This is a genomic window from Microcystis sp. M_QC_C_20170808_M3Col, assembly GCF_007095505.1.
In the GTDB taxonomy this organism is placed as follows: Bacteria; Cyanobacteriota; Cyanobacteriia; order Cyanobacteriales; family Microcystaceae; genus Microcystis.
On the sequence record NZ_SFBY01000076.1, the window covers coordinates 1 to 18,958 of the forward strand.

The 18,958-nt window shown below is 41.6% G+C and carries 17 protein-coding genes and 2 pseudogenes; 13 read left to right on the forward strand and 6 right to left on the reverse strand.

Going from position 1 to position 18,958, the window contains the following annotated elements:
• From EWV84_RS03895 to EWV84_RS03925, 7 genes are all read left to right on the forward strand, one after another.
• On the forward strand, positions 1-181 hold a 181-nt coding region (locus tag EWV84_RS03895; protein WP_287076573.1), incomplete at its 5' end, for a hypothetical protein.
• A 215-nt stretch (positions 182-396) separates the two neighbouring features.
• Positions 397-744 carry a rubredoxin gene (locus tag EWV84_RS03900; RefSeq protein WP_002736293.1) on the forward strand — a complete coding sequence of 116 codons (348 nt, stop codon included), beginning with the start codon at positions 397-399 and terminating at the stop codon, positions 742-744.
• A gap of 107 nt (positions 745-851) precedes the next feature.
• Positions 852-1,844: a photosynthesis system II assembly factor Ycf48 gene (locus tag EWV84_RS03905; RefSeq protein WP_287076574.1), complete on the forward strand. Its 993-nt coding sequence runs from the start codon at positions 852-854 to the stop codon at positions 1,842-1,844.
• Positions 1,845-1,922: 78 nt separating this feature from the next.
• Positions 1,923-2,168, forward strand: a complete 246-nt coding sequence (gene psbE / locus EWV84_RS03910; protein ID WP_002749269.1) for a cytochrome b559 subunit alpha — start codon at positions 1,923-1,925, stop codon at positions 2,166-2,168.
• 25 nt (positions 2,169-2,193) lie between these two features.
• Positions 2,194-2,328 carry a cytochrome b559 subunit beta gene (gene psbF / locus EWV84_RS03915; RefSeq protein ID WP_002736175.1) on the forward strand — a complete coding sequence of 45 codons (135 nt, stop codon included), beginning with the start codon at positions 2,194-2,196 and terminating at the stop codon, positions 2,326-2,328.
• Positions 2,329-2,338: 10 nt separating this feature from the next.
• The gene (gene psbL / locus EWV84_RS03920) at positions 2,339-2,458 is read left to right on the forward strand and encodes a photosystem II reaction center protein PsbL (protein WP_002735805.1); all 120 of its coding nucleotides are present in this window, start codon (positions 2,339-2,341) and stop codon (positions 2,456-2,458) included.
• A 42-nt stretch (positions 2,459-2,500) separates the two neighbouring features.
• Positions 2,501-2,620 (forward strand): photosystem II reaction center protein J, encoded by a 120-nt coding sequence (locus EWV84_RS03925; RefSeq protein WP_045362404.1) that lies wholly within the window; start codon positions 2,501-2,503, stop codon positions 2,618-2,620.
• Between the two features lie 290 nt (positions 2,621-2,910).
• Here EWV84_RS03925 and psbB read toward each other — a convergent pair whose 3' ends face one another.
• From psbB to tatC, 3 genes are all read right to left on the reverse strand, one after another.
• A complete protein-coding gene (gene psbB, locus EWV84_RS03930) occupies positions 2,911-4,437 on the reverse strand; it encodes a photosystem II chlorophyll-binding protein CP47 (protein ID WP_287076575.1) in 1,527 nt (508 codons plus the stop codon).
• 546 nt (positions 4,438-4,983) lie between these two features.
• The gene (locus EWV84_RS03935; protein WP_002798470.1) at positions 4,984-5,295 is read right to left on the reverse strand and encodes a hypothetical protein; all 312 of its coding nucleotides are present in this window, start codon (positions 5,293-5,295) and stop codon (positions 4,984-4,986) included.
• Positions 5,296-5,373: 78 nt separating this feature from the next.
• Entirely contained in the window at positions 5,374-6,135 is a 762-nt protein-coding gene (tatC, locus tag EWV84_RS03940) for a twin-arginine translocase subunit TatC (protein WP_002783793.1), read from the reverse strand.
• Between the two features lie 213 nt (positions 6,136-6,348).
• Here tatC and nadA point away from each other — a divergent pair, with 213 nt between their 5' ends.
• The gene (gene nadA / locus EWV84_RS03945) at positions 6,349-7,308 is read left to right on the forward strand and encodes a quinolinate synthase NadA (protein ID WP_287076576.1); all 960 of its coding nucleotides are present in this window, start codon (positions 6,349-6,351) and stop codon (positions 7,306-7,308) included.
• Between the two features lie 7 nt (positions 7,309-7,315).
• Here the strand turns inward: nadA and EWV84_RS03950 are convergent, their stop codons facing one another.
• Positions 7,316-8,773 (reverse strand): DASH family cryptochrome, encoded by a 1,458-nt coding sequence (locus EWV84_RS03950; RefSeq protein ID WP_287076577.1) that lies wholly within the window; start codon positions 8,771-8,773, stop codon positions 7,316-7,318.
• Positions 8,774-8,827: 54 nt separating this feature from the next.
• Positions 8,828-11,137 (reverse strand): GumC family protein, encoded by a 2,310-nt coding sequence (locus EWV84_RS03955; protein WP_287076578.1) that lies wholly within the window; start codon positions 11,135-11,137, stop codon positions 8,828-8,830.
• Between the two features lie 1,215 nt (positions 11,138-12,352).
• Between EWV84_RS03955 and EWV84_RS03960 the strand changes: the two are divergent.
• The 5 genes and pseudogenes from EWV84_RS03960 to EWV84_RS03980 all read left to right on the forward strand — a co-directional run.
• Positions 12,353-12,901: pseudogene (locus tag EWV84_RS03960) on the forward strand (Uma2 family endonuclease); the annotation flags it as partial.
• Positions 12,902-13,058: 157 nt separating this feature from the next.
• Entirely contained in the window at positions 13,059-14,855 is a 1,797-nt protein-coding gene (locus EWV84_RS03965; protein WP_287076581.1) for an ABC transporter ATP-binding protein, read from the forward strand.
• Positions 14,856-14,886: 31 nt separating this feature from the next.
• Positions 14,887-15,657, forward strand: a complete 771-nt coding sequence (locus EWV84_RS03970) for a hypothetical protein (protein WP_287076583.1) — start codon at positions 14,887-14,889, stop codon at positions 15,655-15,657.
• Positions 15,658-15,815: 158 nt separating this feature from the next.
• A complete protein-coding gene (locus tag EWV84_RS03975) occupies positions 15,816-17,117 on the forward strand; it encodes a glycosyltransferase family 4 protein (protein WP_287076585.1) in 1,302 nt (433 codons plus the stop codon).
• 25 nt (positions 17,118-17,142) lie between these two features.
• Positions 17,143-18,492: a hypothetical protein gene (locus EWV84_RS03980; RefSeq protein ID WP_287076586.1), complete on the forward strand. Its 1,350-nt coding sequence runs from the start codon at positions 17,143-17,145 to the stop codon at positions 18,490-18,492.
• Positions 18,493-18,786: 294 nt separating this feature from the next.
• Here EWV84_RS03980 and EWV84_RS03990 read toward each other — a convergent pair.
• Positions 18,787-18,958, reverse strand: a pseudogene (locus EWV84_RS03990) (IS5/IS1182 family transposase); the annotation flags it as partial.

Consider the following 18,958-nt stretch of genomic DNA (forward strand, 5'->3'; position numbering starts at 1 on the left):
ATGGGATAGAGAGGTGCGTAGTTCACCCAAGGAGAATCAATCTCTCGAAGTAAAAGTGAAGGGAATTTCTGAAATGGAATTCAGTCTGTCTATATTTGACTATACTTTTACTAACTATCAGACCCCTAATTTCTTCCCTGCCGGAAATTTCTCAATTTCTCGGAATAAATTTGAGTACTAAAATCAGGGTAAATAGCCCAAATATCAACTTAATAAAGTTTTAATAGACATTTAAGCCCTAATAGATTAATCTTACTTTTTTTAAAGCCGATATGCTGCCTCGCTAATCCTTTTAAGACTTGAAAACTTGGTATTCTGTCAGGGCTTGCCCGTGAGAGGGGTCAATTTTCAAGGATAATTTGTAACAGAGTGTTGAAAATTCCTTTAATCTTAGTCATGAGCGATCGCCCACCAGAACTAACCCTAGCCGACCAGGCCCCTGCCAACCACGAATGTCGCTCCTGCGGCTACGTTTACGACCCCAGCAAGGGAGATAGTAAAACCAACACTCCCGCTGGAACCCCCTTCGAGGAATTGCCAGAAACGTGGCGCTGTCCCGTGTGTGGTGTGCGTCGTTCCCAATTTATCAACATCGGAGCTAAAGATGCTCCTTCGGGATTCCAAGAAAATCTTAGCTATGGTTTTGGAGTCAACCGTCTCACTCCCGCGCAAAAAAATATTTTGATTTTCGGGGCTTTAGCGCTAGGATTTGTTTTCTTTATTAGTTTATATGGTTTAAACTAACTCAAGCACTCATTATCTTTAAATCTAACGGCTCTTATGAGCCTGTAACCCATCGGGTACAAACCCTAATCCGTCCCGATTCCTTGACCAATAACTCTGAACCATTGATGAGAAAACTGAAACAATTCGTAATAGTTCTAGCTGTAGCCTTTTTCTGCTTTAGCTGTAGTAGTGTGCCATCCCTGAGCAATAGCCCTTGGCAAATCCTCACCCTCGACACCGACTCTACTTTTGCCGATATCGCCTTTACCGACGACCTGCAGCACGGTTGGTTAGTGGGAACCAAATCTACCCTCTTTGAAACCAGCGATGGGGGGAACAACTGGCAGCAAAAAGTCCTCAACCTTGGCGACGAAAAAGTTAGCTTTAGCGCCGTCAGTTTCCACAACCAAGAGGGTTGGATTGTCGGTAAACCCTCAATTCTTCTCCATAGCGAAGACGGGGGCAGCAGCTGGTCCCGTATTCCCTTAAGTGAAAAATTACCCGGTTCCCCCTACGGAATTATCGCCCTGAACGACAAAACCGCCGAAATGGTCACGGATTTAGGTGCTATCTACCGCACCAAAGACGGGGGCAAAACTTGGCAAGCTTTAGTGGAAGGTGCTGTGGGTGTGGCCCGGACAATTGTTCGTTCCCATGATGGTAAATACGTGGCCGTTTCCGCACGCGGGAACTTTTATTCCACTTGGGAACCGGGGTCAACAGAATGGCAACCCCACAATCGTCTTTCTTCCCGCCGCTTACAAAAAGTCGGTTATGGTGAAAAAGGGGAACTGTGGGCCCTGGCCCGGGGTGGTCAACTACAATTTACTAGCCCCAATGATCTCGATACATGGGAAGATAAGGTATTCCCGGAGTTTTCCACCAGTTGGGGACTTTTGGACCTCAACTACCGCAGCCCCGAAGAAATTTGGATCGCTGGTGGTAGCGGCAATCTCTTGGTCAGTCATGACAGCGGCCAATCTTGGCAAAAAGATCGCGCTGTGGAAAGTGTCCCCTCCAATCTCTATCGAATTGTTTTTATCAATTCCGACAAGGGTTTTGTCTTGGGACAAAATGGGGTTTTACTGAAATATAATCCCCCTAGCGAACCGGCCTAAAACTTGTGTCAGGGTCAAGAAAGTCTCTATTATAGAGATTGAATTTTTCAAGTCCTATCATTCCGAGGAGAACCGTCCATGTCAGGTAGTACCGGCGAACGTCCTTTTGGCGATATCGTTACCAGTATTCGTTACTGGATTATCCATAGCATCACCATCCCCATGCTCTTTATCGCAGGTTGGTTATTCGTGAGTACCGGTTTAGCTTACGATGTTTTTGGCACTCCCCGTCCCGATGAGTATTACACTCAAGAGCGTCAAGAATTACCGATCATTAATGATCGCTTTGAGGCCAAAAATCAAATCGAGCAGTTTAATCAGTAGTTTACTTTAATTAAGGATAAAAACAATGGCTAGTGGTAATCCCAATCAACCCATTTCTTACCCCATTTTCACCGTTCGCTGGTTGGCAGTTCATACCTTAGCGGTCCCCACTGTCTTCTTTATCGGTGCAATTGCGGCAATGCAGTTTATTCAACGCTAGGAGAACAATTATGGAAAGAACACCTAATCCGAATCGGCAAGCTGTCGAGTTAAATCGTACTTCTCTTTACCTAGGTTTACTCCTAGTTGCTGTCTTGGGAATTTTATTTTCCAGCTATTTCTTTAACTAATTAGTCCCGATTTATTGTCATCGCAATTAGGAGGTGTTATTCATGTTCGCAGAAGGTCGTATTCCTTTGTGGTTAGTCGCCACCATCGCTGGTCTAGGCGTTATCGCCGTGGTTGGTCTTTTCTTCTACGGAGCTTACGCTGGTTTAGGTTCCTCTCTGTAATTCCATTACGGGTAATTTTCCCCAGCAAAAAGCCGCTAGTTATTTCTTTAAACTGGCGGTTTTTTGAGTTATTTGTTAAAAGTAATGCTCGATCGAACTTTAATACCAAATCCGTTTTTAATAGTGTGATTAACTCTCAAGTTATCAATTGTTTCTCCCCACACCCTACACCCCACTTTCCTATACCTTTTAAACAGGATTTATTGTCCCGTTTGCAGGAGAGCTAATAATTAACAAAAAAAGGAGTCAAAGACTTGACTCCTTTAGTTATATGGATGATTTAGCTAAAACTAAACTTCTTGTTTACGAGTGCTAAGATCACCCAATTTTTGGAATAAACCGAATTCCACTTGTTCTTCCAGATCGGGATCTACCCCGGCGAATACGTCGCGGTAGATGGTACGAGAACCGTGCCAGATGTGACCGAAGAAGAATAGTAAAGCAAAGACAGCATGACCGAAAGTAAACCAACCTCTGGGAGAAGTGCGGAATACCCCGTCAGACTTGAGGGTTTCGGTGTCAAACTCGAAAGCTTCACCGAGTTGCGCTTTACGGGCAAATTTCTTCACATCAGCAGGATCGCTGAAGACCTGACCATCGAGAGCGCCACCGTAGAAAGAAACGATGACACCACTTTGTTCGATACTCAGTTTCGATTCCGCACGACGGAAGGGAATATCGGCGCGAACGATACCTTCCGAGTCGGTCAGGACAACGGGGAAGGTTTCAAAGAAGTTAGGCATCCGACGCACGCTGAGAACGCGACCTTCGCCATCTTTGAACACGGGGTGTCCTAACCAAGATTTAGCGATACCGTCACCGCTATCCATGGCACCAGTACGGAATAAACCACCTTTAGCGGGGCTATTACCGACATAATCATAGAAAGCCAGTTTTTCAGGGATTGCTTGGTAAGCTTCGGCGATGGTGGCTCCGTTGGCGATGCTGGCCTCGACGCGACGCTCAATTTCTTCTTGGAAATAGCCCTTATCCCATTGGTAACGGGTGGGGCCAAAGAGTTCGATCGGGGTGGTAGCATTACCGTACCACATGGTTCCGGCCACGACGAAAGCGGCAAAGAAAACGGCGGCGATACTGCTAGAAAGCACCGTTTCGATATTACCCATTCTCAGGGCTTTATAGAGTCTTTCGGGGGGACGAACGGTTAAATGGAATAAACCGGCGATAATCCCGACGATACCCGCAGCAATGTGGTGAGCTACCACACCACCGGGGTTAAAGGGGTTAAAACCAGCCGGTCCCCATTCGGGAGCTACGGGCTGCACATGACCAGTTAAACCGTAGGCATCGGAAACCCACATCCCGGGACCCCAAAGGCCTGTTTGATGGAAAGCACCGAAACCAAAACAAAGTAAACCGGATAAGAACAGGTGAATACCGAACATTTTCGGCAAATCGAGCGCAGATTCGCCCGTGCGGGGATCGATAAATAATTCTAAATCCCAGAAAACCCAGTGCCAAACCGCCGCTAGGAATAGCAGACCGGATAAGACGATATGAGCGGCGGCAACGCCTTCAAAAGACCAGAAACCGGGGTCAACACCAGTTTCGCCGGTGACGCTCCAGCCACCCCATGAACCGGTGACACCTAAACGGGCCATGAAGGGCAGCACGAACATTCCTTGCCGCCACATCGGGTTTAATACGGGGTCACTGGGGTCGAAAATAGCTAGCTCATAGAGGGCCATGGAGCCAGCCCAACCCGCTACCAGTGCGGTGTGCATCAGGTGAACGGAAATTAAACGGCCCGGGTCGTTGAGAACGACTGTGTGTACTCGATACCAAGGTAGTCCCATTGACTACGCTCCTCCTATTGACAATTTAGTGTCCACTTAGACGCTTTTTATATTCAGGGTCAAATATAAGCCCAACAATCTCGACGGTTAAGTGCAAGAGTTAGCCGACCTACATTATCCCTTGAAAAGTGTATCTATTCTAAAGAAGTGTAACTATTGTTAGAACAGATTTCAAGTCTTTGCGATCGGTCTTCCGCCAGAATAGTCCAAATAAGGGAACGCCGGTGATGGGGTGTGGGGAGCTTTTTTCAGTGATCAGTAAACAGTAAACAGTAATCAGTAAAAAGACAGCACTGTTAATGCTATTTAGGGTCTGCGGCAAAAAGTTTTTCCTGGGGGTAGGGTGTGGGGTGTGGGGTGTAGGGTGTAGGGTTTTACCCATTTTCAGAGGGTCAATTACCTAATTTTCGGGGAAAAAGTCCCGGAATTTTCCCCCCGACCACTCCAAGAAATGGCACTTTTTGATTTCAAAAAAGCCTAAAGATATTATCCAACAAGGTCTGATCAGTGATCAGTGATCAGTGATCACTGATCACTGATCACTGATTACTTCCTCAGCACTTCTTCGGCATTTTGCAGGATTTCGAGGACTTGTTCGGCACTAATCAAGCGTTTTAGCACCACTTGCCCGATGGTGGGGACAGTATCGGCAATTTCTGCACTCTTGGGGGCAACTTCTACCATAATCACGGCTTCTTCCACCTTATAAAGCCATAAAACCTGTTCTCCCTCTAAAATACCGATATTTAATCGCTCTATCTGCGGTGGTCGTCGCCAACTACTCGCGTGATCCCACAAACCGCCAAATTCCCACACCCGTCCTATTGTCCAACCTGCCGTTAAGAAAAAATATTTCACTTTGTTACTCAATCTAGAATCAATCTCTAGCTTTCTGGCTTAATTAGTTTTCAGCCGTCAAATTCTATCAAAAAACTGCTAACGTCCCGTTAATTTCACTACCCCAATCCCCCCAAAGTATAGACCCAAGACCGCCCCTGCTAACAGGGATTGGGTGAGAGGATCTGTGGAAGGGGTTAAAATCGCGCCTAAAATCACCGCACCCAAAACCACGAAACGCCACCCCGATAACATCGTTTGCGAGGAAATAATGCCTAAAAAGCTCAAAATCAATTGAATAACGGGAATTTGAAAGGCGATGCCGGTACTAAAAAGTAAAAGTAAGACAAATTCAAAATAGCGCTCGATCGACCAAGCTTGTTCGACCACTTCCGCCCCATAACTCACAAAAAAGTTTAAAGCGGCGGGAATCAGGGCAATATAGGCAAAAAATAAACCAGCAAAAAATAAAACACTCGATCCTAACACTACCGGGACAATTAAACGCCGTTCGCGACGGGTTAACCCCGGCAGCACAAAGAGAATAATTTGTAAGAGAATGACGGGACTAGCCACCAGTATGCCGCTATATCCAGCTACTTTTAGGGAGACGAAAAAAAATTCTCCCGGGGCCAACTGCAAAAATTTTACCCCTTGAGCAGGGACTTCCAGCACTTGTACTAGGGGTTTAACGAAGATAAAACATCCCACCGCACCCACAGCCACGGCAATTAAACTATAAAAAATCCGGCGCCGCAACTCCTCCAAGTGGTCAAATAAGGACATTTCCACTTCTCCGGGTAACTCATCGAGGAATTCAGGACTGTCTGGGGGTGGGGTTTTTACTTCTGTCGATGACATGGCTTTCGCTCGATCGTTCTCTACTCAAGCCTTTATCCTAGCATTGATAGGGGATGGGGATTAGGGATTAGGGGTTAGGGGTTAGGAGACAGAATTCAGGATAATAAATCAAAGTTGCCCCCCACTTCCCCATTTCCTCACTCTCCTTAAAAAAAATTTGCTATGATGTAGGGACTTGTTTAGTATTTGGTAAAAATAACCATAAGTCGTACCGTGTTCACAACTGTTCAACCCGCCAATCGATCGAGCTTACCTGATGACCTATTTACGGCAATTAAAGAGCTTAAACAGGAATTAAACGCCGTTATTCTGGCTCACTACTATCAAAATTCTGACATACAGGATATAGCTGATTATATTGGTGATTCTCTCGGTTTATCCCAACAGGCTGCCCGAACGCCAGCAGATGTGATCGTATTTGCGGGGGTTCACTTCATGGCAGAAACAGCTAAAATCTTAAACCCAGATAAGTTGGTATTGCTGCCGGATTTAGATGCAGGATGTTCTTTAGCTGATAGTTGTCATCCTGAAGATTTTGCTCGTTTTAAAGCCCAATATCCCGATCATATCGTGATTTCCTATATCAATTGCAGTGCAGAAATTAAGGCCATGAGTGATATTATCTGCACCAGTTCCAACGCAGTCAAAATAGTTAATCAAATCCCTGCCCATCAACCGATTATCTTCGCTCCCGATCGCAATTTAGGCCGTTACGTCAGTCAGCAAACTGGTAGAGATTTAGTTCTCTGGCAGGGTAGTTGTATTGTCCATGAAACTTTTTCCGAACGCAAGATAATAGAATTAAAAGTCGCCCATCCAGAAGCAAAAATTATCGCCCATCCTGAGTGTGAAGCATCGGTTTTACGCCATGCCGATTATATTGGTTCCACGACGGCACTATTAAATTATTCCCTGAAAAGTTCCGAAAAAACCTTTATTGTCGCCACAGAACCGGGGATTATTCACCAGATGCAAAAATCCGCCCCAGAGAAACTATTTATCCCCGCACCAGCTTTAAATAACTGTGCTTGTAATGAGTGTCCCTACATGAGACTGAACACTCTCGAAAAATTGTATCTCTGTATGCGAGATAAAACTCCAGAAATTACTATTTCTGAAGATTTAAGAGTTAAGGCACTGTTGCCGATTCAAAGAATGTTAGAAATGTCTTAATCAGTGATTACTGATTACTGAAATGCTGAAGATAAATTTTTTCGTTGTGTTTGATGGATTGAAAAAAATCGACAATGGGACGAGGATAATTAACCCCTAAAATCACCCCATAACGCTTTTGTTCCTCTGGAGATAATTTATAAGGTTCGTGAATTTTATCGCCCTTTATTGCGGCTAATTCGGGCAACCAGTGACGTAAATAATCACCTTTGGGATCATAATCTCTCGACTGTTTAGGGATATTAAAATAACGAAATGCTCGCGCGTCATTGCCGACACCAGCAGTGTAATTCCAATTACCCCAATTACTACAGACATCGTAATCAACTAATAACGACTCGAACCATTCTGCTCCCATACACCAATCAATACCGAGATTTTTGGTCAGAAAACTAGCGACATTTTGCCGGCCACGATTTGACATAAATCCTGTAGCGGCTAATTCTCTCATATTAGCATCTACAAGGGGATAACCGGTTTTTCCCTCACACCAGAGATTAAATCTTTCCCAATCTTCTAACCAAGGTAAATTAAGTCCTTGCAAACCAGATTTATAGAAGATTGTATTACCGTGTTTACTGCCAATAAATCGGAAAAAATCTCGCCATAATAATTCAAAAATTAGCCAATAGGTAGAGTCATTTTTTACTCTTGTTTCCTCATATTTTTGTACTTCCTCATAGATATAACGGGGGGAAAGACAGCCAAAACTTAACCAAGCTGAGAATTTTGAGGAATAATTAGTCCCTAACATTTCATTGCGGGTTTCCTTATAGGTTTTTAAGGAATCACTATCCCAAATATATTCCTTAACCCGTGATTTTCCTGCCATTTCACCCCCTTGAAACGACAAAACACCTCGCCAGTCTAAAATTAGTTCTGTTACGCCTAAATCGTTTAAACTGGGAAGGTTTCCCAACTCTATTTTAGGCAATTTTGTCAACTTTTTCGGCGTGGGATAAGTTGTTCTTATTTGCCAATGACGTTCTACTTGTTTACGAAAATTAGTAAATAATTCTGGTAATTGATTAATGGTAAAAGGTAAATCATCAGGATGATATAAAGTGGCTGTCCAAAAAGTTTTTATCTGCACAGGAACCCCAGATAAAGCCTTATTTACCGCTTTTTCTACCGCTAATTCCTCTGCTGTTACCTCTTGATGATAATAAACCCTGGCTATCTGCAATTCTTGAACTAATTGCGGGATAATTTCTTCTGGTTTTCCCCGTCGGATAATTAAATTACCGCCTAAACTTTCCAGAGATTGTCGTAAATTTGCTACGCTTTCTAATAAAAATTTAGCCCGGAACTTGCCTGTTTTGGGAAACCCGTAGGAAGTAAGACCAAATTGACGCTCATCAAAACAATAGAAGGGAATTATCTCTAATTGTTCTTGAATAGCGCGATAAATTGCCTCGTGATCGTGAACCCGCAGATCATTGCGATACCAAATTAAAACCCGCATTTAACATCAATTAAAAGTTGATAACTGATAAATAGTAACTGAGATGAGATTTAATTATCTTTTGCCGTAGTAATGGCCATAGTAACGATAATTGTGGTCTTTCCGACTAACATTATTAGCCACTAAACCTAACACGGAAATGTGGGATAATTTCAGGTCTTCCAGCAGATTTTTAAGCGCAAAGCGATCGGTTTTGCCCAGTTTGGTGACGAGAATTAGGCCAGTGGCCATGGCGGCGAGAATTTTGGCATCGGCAAAGGCGGCGATCGGTGGTAGATCGTAGATAATTAGATCGAAGAGGTGGTTTTGCTGTAATTGTGAGATCATCTCCTGCATTCTCTGGGAAGAAAGCAAGCGGGTTGGATCCGGGGGAATTGAACCGGCGGTAAGAATCGATAAATTCTCGTGGCGGGGTAGGGATTGAACGGCCTCGTTCCAATCGAGACCCTCGGCGAGGACATTACTAAGGCCGTGGTCGTTATCGAGATTAAGTCGCAGGTGAATCTGGGGTCGTCGCAGGTCGGCATCCACCAATAAGACTCTTTGTCCCATACGAGCGGCCGCCTTAGCGATATTGATTGCCATAGTGGTTTTACCATCTCCCGGTGATAGAGAACTAATCACGAGGGACTTGAGGGGGGAATCGGAACCGAGGAGGCGAATATTGGTGTTAAGAGTGTGGAAAGCCTCCGAGAAGGGGGAGAAATTATAGTAGTAGGGGTTTTCGTTGGCTGATTTGGCAGTAGTATTAGGGATAGTAATTTTGCGATCGCCGACTGTTAACTGGGGTAGGGCGGTGTTCACTTTTTCGATCGTACCGAGGTCTTTTTGCCAAGGAATTGCACCTAAAAGGGGTAGTTTGGTATCTTCTTTTAGTTCATCTGCACTGTGATGAACGGGGTCTAATCTTTCAGCTAAAAAGGCCGCCCCTATACCTAGCAACAGTCCACCGATAAGCCCCAAAGCCAGATTTCGCACGGGTTTAGGAGAAACGAAATCTTCCTCTACTTCTGGTGGAGAAATTAGTTGCCAAGGCACCACTTGTTGTGCCACCTTGAGTTGGAGTTTTTGTTGTTCCTCTAGAAAACGGCCGAGACTGGTGGTGGCGATTTCCAATTCTCGCTGCAAATCCGTATAACGACGGGATAGTACGGCTAGGTTTTTGACCGAGGCTTTCTGTTGTTCCAGGGCTTGGGCAAGGGATTCTACCTTAATTTCTAGGGTTTGGCGACTGTTAGCGGCCTCCACCAATTGTTGGGTTAATTCCACCCGCAGAGCGCTTCGTGACACCAAAGCCGGGGAATTACCCACTGTCTGGGGCAGTTTTTCCCCTAGGGTTCTCTGTGCTTCGTTTTGCAGTAGGGGCAGTAAATTGGCTCTTTTTTCCTCTAGGGTGGCGATTATCGGGCTATCCTTGGCAAAAACTGCCGATTGTTTCGCCAATTCCACTTCCACTTCTTGCAACTGCTTGAGCAAATCTTGATAACCGGGAGATTCACTGAGATAAGTGGCGATAATTGCTTGATTAGGGGCCAATCCCACCTGTTGCTGTAAAGCTTGATAGCGAGATTTAATTTCGTTAAGGGCGACTTGGGCTGCCCGATAATCTTGTTCAGTAGTGGTTAACTGTTGCGATAAACGAATGGCTTCCTTGTCAGGATCCAGGAAATTGTATTGCTGCCGGAATTGCTGCATTTGTTTTTGTAGAGAATTAACTCGTTCCTGCAGCACGGGCAATTGAGCGTTAACAAAATCCAAGCCTTGATTAATTTCGGTCTTGCGTTCCTGAGAACTATAGTTTAGGTAATGACGGGCTAAATTGTCTAAAACCAGCTTGATTTTTTCTGGTTCCGCATCTTGATAGGAAATTTCTAAAACTTTCGTCTCTTTTAATTGACTAATTTCGAGATCAGATTTGCCAGTTTTACTAATTAAATCACTGTAGGTAAAATCGGGATACTTAGGGGTTATTTTACTAAGGATGGGGTTAAGGAGTTGAGGACTGGTTAAAACAGCGATTTGGGTATCATAATCGATGTCTTCACCACCTAGCTGAGGTAGGATATCTTGGGCTGCCAGTCTCGAAGAACTTTTATTTTCCTCAATCGGTTGACCGATGAGCAGCAGGAATCTACCTTGATAGATAGGGGTTTTTAAGAAAGTATAAGTAGCGATCGCACTTGTCACCCCTAGGGTGATGCCAGCGATTATCAACCAGCGATGCTTGACCACAGAAAGGACTTGACGCAGGTTGAGTTCTTCTTCTTCCTGCGTCGGGGAGGGGATAAAAGCCGGTTGAGCAAAAACTGGCAGATTTCCTTGGCTTTGGGTTTTCAAAGCCCCGTTTTGTTGGTTGTTCATCATTAATCAAATAGTCAAGGGATAACTGTATTAGACCGCATCTAGTATGCCAGTATAGCTTGAGAATAATTTGGGAATTTGTCCAAAAACATGGTATCTATTTAAAATAGCCTCAAACCCTTATAGAGTCAGGAACATGACCTCTAAAGCTGAGATTGACTTCGGGACACTTTAAGGATATAAACCGCAACCAGCTAGAGAACTGGAATTTCACTGGCAGGTCATTAACCCTTAAAAGTATTGCTATGCAAGGATCATAGCCGAAAAAGCCAAACTACGGGTTTCCCTGTGGATGCGGTTTAAAAGATGTTGCGGTAGCAATCTGGCTCGATTAATTACCGCTTCATCATAACACCATGCTACAATGGCAACTCTAGTTTTTCGAGAACTGCTAACTTTTGTCCTGCTCCGTATTATAGTCCAGCTTGCTGATAATCCTCCCGACAAATCAGAACATCCATAGGTAGCTATTCTACAATCAGGAATGGATAATTAATCGGTTAGATGACCAAGAATTTTTTGAAGGCAAAGGGGGAGAATTAGGACAAGCAGACAGAATTAACGGATAAAGCCGAGAAAAACAGTTTATTAATGGCTAAAAACAGCTTTAAAACCAGTAAAAGCTGTTTGTCTGGTTAATATGCTCAATTAAGTGAGATAGTTGAGCAACTATCTTGAGAATTGCCCAAATTAACCCTCTGGGTTGACAAGGATGCTGAAATAGATTATCTTCATTGAGAACTCAGCATCTGTATCGCTGGTGTAGAGTAAAAAAATTAGAATACAAGCATCAAAAAATATGTCTAAATTGCTTGATAACTTGACTTATCTGCTGAGGATTATTCTACAAGATATAAAATTACGATTCAAACTTTATGCAACTAATCAAACAACCGTTTAGTCTATCAAATGGGCAAAGTTGTTTCTAGCTCGGTGATGAAATCCTTAGAAAAACAAGGTTTTTAAATTCATGCTCGTTTTTGATTTAAATATTGGGGAATTGACAAAAATTCCGATCCGAATCAAAATACACATACAAGTAAAATGGTCTGTATATTTAATTACCGAATAAGGTGCGGTTACCCTAGTCAATGCCACTGGCTGCTTGACATACCCCCCCTGAACGGTTACAAATTATGTGCTATCCTGCCAATGGCAATACTCATTTGCTCTTATAACAAGCTAAACCGCCATAACCACCATCACACGAGAGCCTAAATGACAATCCCATTAGCACCTCGCATCTCTGATACTTTACCCCCCATTACCTGGGAGAAATTGCCAGCGGATTTTGTCCTCCCTGATGAACCAGGGGAAGTGCCAGCAATTGTCATGGAATTCATCTCAGAAACGGAGGGAGGGGAGTATTCTCTCAATCCCCACTATCCCTATGGCAAGTGGTATTTCTATGAGCGCATCTTACAAGTACCTGTCTATATTATTTTTCAACCACAAACCGGAGAGTTAGAAGTTTATCGCTTAGTAGCAGGCAAGTATGAGTTACAAAAAGCGGATGAGAATCATCGTTACTGGCTGGCAGAAATCGGTTTATTTCTAGGAGTATGGCAGGGGAAAAAAGCAGCAGTAACGGCTCATTGGTTGCGCTGGTGGGAGCAATCAGGCAATTTACTATTGTGGGGGAGTGAACGGATTGAACAGGAGCGTGAAAGAGCCGAACAGGAGCGTGAAAGAGCCGAACAAGCCGAACGGAGGGTAGAGCGCATGGCGGCACAGCTGAAGGCAATGGGAATTGACGTGGAGGCCGAAGAACCAATTTATAAGTACCTTGACAAAATTAAAGGTAGGATGGCATTGCCCACCAAAAGGCTAAAATTATTATCCAAAGATAGTTACAGGCATTGTTTACTCTAAATCAATAAATAAACTGTAGCAACTTAAGCAAATTAAATTTAGTAAGCAAGTAATGATCTCCTATTTATCAAAAGTTTGGTATCTTTTAAAAGGCGTTAGAAAGCAACTTCCTTGGTTAATTATAACCTTTATATTTTCCTCTATTTTAGAAGTTTTAGGAATTAGCTTGATCGCTCCCTTTTTAAACTTGGCTTCTAATCCGAGCTACATTCAAAAAATACCTGTATTGGATTGGAGTTATATTAAATTTGGCTTTCAATCTCCAGGGCAGTTTGTCGCCTTGCTCGGTTTAGTTATTGCTATAATATACTGTTTCAGGTCGCTACTTTACTTTTTATCTCAGTTCTATATCCGAGATTTTTGTAACATTCAAAGAGGACAATTATTTACAAGATTGCTGAAAGCTTATTTGACAGTTAGATATACTTTTCACTTGCAGAGAAACACTTCAAGCTTTATTAAGAATATTGTTCTTGAGACCCATCATTTTTTACACAATTGCCTGCTGCCATTGCTGAGCAGTATATCTAATCTAATTGTCTTAACAGTTCTCATTTGGTTACTGGCTCAAACCAATATATTACTACTGATTATGCTTTTAGGGATAATCCTACCCATATCCCTACTGTTTTATCAATTCAGGCATAAATTTAAGCAATGGGGTCAAAAATCGAGTGAAGCTAATCAGGAAATGATCCGCTTGCTAAACCACGGTTTAGGGAGTATCAAAGAAACTCGTATCATTGGCTGTGAATCTTACTTTCTGGCGCAGATGAAGGTACAGGCTCAAAAATATGCCAGGGTAGATACTTTATCACATACTGCTCAAATGCTGCCGCGCATCCTAACTGAAACTCTTTTGGTTTTGGTAGTCATGTTTTTTATTTCTATTTCTCAACTCTTCCTGAAGCAAAATTTCCAAGAAATTACGTCAACACTGGCAGTATTTGCAATCGCTTCAATTCGTTTAATTCCCGCATCAAGCCAGCTTATAGCGGCAATTGGACAATTGCAAACTGGAACTCATGCGGTTGAAGTACTCTACTCAGATTTGAAGGAAGCAGACAAAGAGGTAACAACTCAGCCGCTGCTTTCATTCGATAACTTCGTTGGTTCAAAATCCAGTAGAACCTCCACTATGTCCTTTAATAATCTAGTCGATCTGAAGCATCTAACTTATCGCTATCCTAACACATCCAAGTTAGCTATTGAAAATATATCATTGAGCCTTAAAAAAGGTGAATCGATTGCACTTATCGGCAAATCGGGAGCAGGTAAGACAACTTTAGTGGATGTGATTCTCGGACTACTCATTCCTGAAAGCGGCGACATCCAGGTTGACGGGGTATCTATCTATGATAATATTCGTTCCTGGCAGAATTTGATTGGCTACATCCCGCAGTCAATTTTTCTGACTGACGATACAATTGAGAGAAATATTGCCTTTGGCGTTCCTGATTCACTGATTGATAGAGAGAGACTGCAACAGGCTATCGCTTCGGCTCAATTGACAGAGTTAGTGGAGCAACTTCCTCATGGTATCAAGACTGAAGTGGGGGAAAGGGGGGTGCGCCTGTCGGGGGGACAGCGCCAACGGGTAGGAATTGCTCGTGCGCTATACCACCAGCGGGAAATTTTGGTACTTGACGAAGCGACAGCAGCATTGGATAATGAAACAGAGCGGCTGGTCAATGAGTCCATTCAGTCACTCGCCGGGACGAGGACTTTGATTATCATCGCTCACCGCCTGTCAACAGTGGAACACTGCGATCGCGTTTATTTGATGGAAAAGGGGCGCATGGTTAAATCTGGCAGTTATCAAGATGTTGTTGACAAGCAGTTAACTTAATGTTGTATATCTGCCTTTAGAGAAAAAGATAATGAATTTAATCACAAGAAAGCTAAATTCTCTTAAAAGAAGACTAATTTCAAAGTCGATCAATAATTATGAATCTCCAAAACTTGATTTTGTTGATAATTTGATCGAAGAAATCAACTTCACTCTTAGTAATTCAAAAATATCTGAAGCATGGAGAAATTATTGTAATGAGATAATATCTTGTTTTAGAAATGGCGATCCATCTGAATTTTTGAGATTTCCCAAAATGACTGGGACAGTACATCCCAATCAGTTTGGACTCTCATTTCAGTATTTAAACTACATATTCAGTTCCGATAAATTTACGGCAGCTATCCAGAATGCACTCACTGAATCCCCGGTAGGAAAACCATTTTTAGATACCTCTTATCCTTTAAGCAGTCCACTGCTGATTCAGCATGGATATCATTTGATTAGACTCTTGGAATACACAAATATTGATGTCTTACATCTCCAAGAAATTGTTGAATTTGGTGGTGGCTATGGTAGTTTTTTTAGACTTTTAAAAAACCTTGGATATACGAACAAGTATTTTATTTACGATCTTCCAGTAATGTGTGCCATTCAAAAATTTTATCTGAAAAATGTTTTTCTACCTTGTCCTAATACAGAAACGTTAAGTAACCTGAAATGGCTCTCTGGAGCAGCATCTAATGTTAGTGATAATGTTATAAATTTGGATGAATCTCTCTTTATGGCTACATGGTCTTTGAGTGAATGTCCATACGATCTTAGACAAGAGTTTGAGCCTATTATCTATCTCAAAATTTAAGTATGTACTAATTGCATACCAACCTAAATTCCATGATTTCAATAATGTTGAGTACTTTAATTCACTCGAAAGTAAACTACCAAATTTTAAATGGAATCACTTTGAATGCCCCATTTATAAAAATATGTTTTATTTGATAGGCAAAAAAATCTAAAGCAATGACAAAAAAAATTAAAGTAGGATTTTACGTCCAAAACGAAGGCTATCCCAATGTCGATTGCAGGTTTCCAGAACTAGGCAATCCTGGGTTAGGGGGGACTCAATTCTCTGAAATTGCTACGGCTTATTATTTAAATAAATTTTACCCAGATAGACTTGAAATTTTACTGCTTGCCAACATTACCGAATTATTGCCGCCATCTTTACAATTTTGTCAGATAGTTGATGCCGTTGATGCAGCAGCAAAAAGCGAAGTTGAAGGATGTGATATATTTATTTTTAGATCTTCATTTTTAACTCAAGATCTCTATGAAAAATTATGCATATTGAAAGTAAAAACTATAGCTCGGTCTGACAACTTCCCTACTATCGAAGAATTGAAGCGCATGGTAGATTGTCCACAAATTAAGTGTCATGTTTGTGTCGGGCAAGAAGAATTAGATATGTATCGAGATCACAGAATTTTTGAAAAGTCAACTCGAATTTTTCACCCATTTAATATTGAAACTTATGCCTCAAAAAATGATATAATAAAACAAAGAAATACGGTTGTATATCTTGGAAGTCTTGATCCGGCAAAACAATTCCATGTACTTGCTAGAGTTTGGTCTCACATCCTCGCAAAAAAGCCAGAAGCAAAGCTAATTGTAATTGGCAGTGGCAAAGTCTACAACCGCAATCAAAAATTAGGGAAATGGGGAGTGGCAGAAGAAACTTACGAAGCAAATTACATACGCCCCTTTCTTTCTGATGAGAATGGTGATGTAATAAAATCTGTTCATTTTTCTGGCTTGCTAGGTGCTGAGAAAACTGAAATTTTGCAAACTGCTGACGTGGGAGTTGTCAGTCCTACAGGAAGTACAGAAACTTTCTGCATCAGTGGGGTGGAAATTCAGGCTTGCGGTACTCCCGTTGTTTCCGCCGCTAAATGGGGATTGCTCGATACCGTAGTTCATGGTAAAACAGGATTATTGGGAAGGAGTGATAGGGATTTAATAAGGAATATTCTTTATTTATTGGATAATCCTGATGTAGCTAGACAATTTGGGCAAAATGGGATTAACTTTGTCAGGGAGAAATTTGACTACCGATTAATTATTAAAGAATGGCTAGAATTATTTATTGATGTCTATAATAATAGACCAGCCAAGCCACAGCCGATGAAACCTAATTATTTATATCAGGCTAAGTTTCTGAGAGAAGGTATGCGAATTATTAAAAAGAACATTCCCTTATTGCGTGGCGTTCCTTCTTTAGTTGAATTTAAGTCTCAGGTGAAAGCATTTATTGGTAATCTATAAATAGAAATTAATTTGGAGTAATTTAATGAGTAATTTTAATTTACAAACCTTAAGTATTGCGCCCAATCGCCAATCATCAAAAGTAACTAAAATAATTATAAGCGCAGTTTTTTATATCTGTCTCTCTTTAATTTTAATCTGGGGTTTCTCGATTGATGAAACTTCAGCCAAAGCTGCGAATATAATTATTATTCCTGGAATGTCAATAGCCCCTCTTATCCTTGCTGCTGCTACGACATTATATTTCGACAAAGAGTCACGCAAGTTGCTACTTAGTAAAACTGTTCTTTTATATACTTTTTTCATTGTTGTTTATACTGTAATTGGCTGGAGAATCTTTGGCAATAATTTAGAGGCAATTATTGCTGATTTATCGGTCTTTCGGGGGTTTTATTTGGGTTTATTTATGTTTCGCTTGATAGTTAAATCTTATAATCCAAAATTACAACTTGTCGCCTATCTAGTCCTTACAACTTTACTGATTGTCTTCGCTCACATACAAGCTATTAATAATTTAGGAATATCAATTAATGAAAGTATATATGGACAAAGAATAAATACTGGCGTGGAAACTGTTTATTTGATTTTTCTTCAAATACCATTTGCGATTGCCATAGGTATAATAGGTAGGCAGAAATTGCCTTGGGCAATTCTACTCTGGATAATAATTGGAATAAATTTCCTTTTTGTGGGATTGATTGCTGCCAAGAGATTTGTAATCGTATCTACAAGTATTTTATTGTTATCTTCAATCATTCCATTACTTTTTAAATTATCTAATGGAATTATAAGCAAATCATCATCTATTTTAAGTGTTAAGAAACTAAAGAAAATACTGTTTTGGACTTTTTTATCCCTGGCAATTGTGTTGACAATTGAATTCAGTTTTGATGTTAGTTCAGCATTTTTGAATCTATCAGTGTTTAAGAGATTTGAAGAAATTTCACAAGGAGATCGCTCCTCCGAATTACGAGTTGAAGAAGCTATTGGAGCAATTCAAGGTCTGCAAGATTTCGAGTTAATAGTAGGTAGAGGAATGGGCTCAGTTACTTTTGCGCCTAATAGAAATAATGAAGATACTATCTGGTGTCATATTGGAATATTCACGTTTTTACTCAAGGGTGGCTTAGTCTTATTTTCTTTTTTTGCTTATATTTTTTATGTTAAATTCCCTTGGCTGTATGTAAAAGCTTTGCTAAAGCCTAGCACTTTAGCTCCCAAAAAACGGACTGCTTTGCTAACTGTCTTGCCTGGAGTTTTTGCATGGTCAATATCCATATTAATGGAAGGAAGAACTACTCCAATTTTTACCATTGCATTAGGATTTGGTCTTGCTGCTTACTATCATTTTAAGAAGCATGGTCTCCGCCTTTAATCCTCTTGTAGCTTAGTGGTGCAGAAAAGTCAGTTGAGCCTCAACCCGAGAAAACTGTAACCCGAGAAAACTCAATTTGACAAGCTAAGGCTTCCCGTTTACGACGAGAAGCACAGGCCGGTGGGGGATGACATCGAGGTAAGGGTCGTAAGGGAGGAATGGGCAGACCTTGGTAGCAAAGACGTTGTAGTTGGCGCAAGCCTTGCATCCCCGTCCCTGCCATGTCTTATTCGTATTTTATTTAGGGTCTGCTGAAAAAGTTATTGAAAAGTACAGGTCTCTTAATCAATGATTTCACTTAGCTACAAGCATAAGCTTTAGTTGTTGATTAGTTTCTAAGTCATAACTTATTATAATCATTGACCGAGAAAAAGTGCGGTTTTTCCATTTCAGACATAAAAAAGCCCAAAAAACCTGCCGAAGCAGGGTGGAAAGATTGATAACTAAAAAAGTAATAGCAATGGCT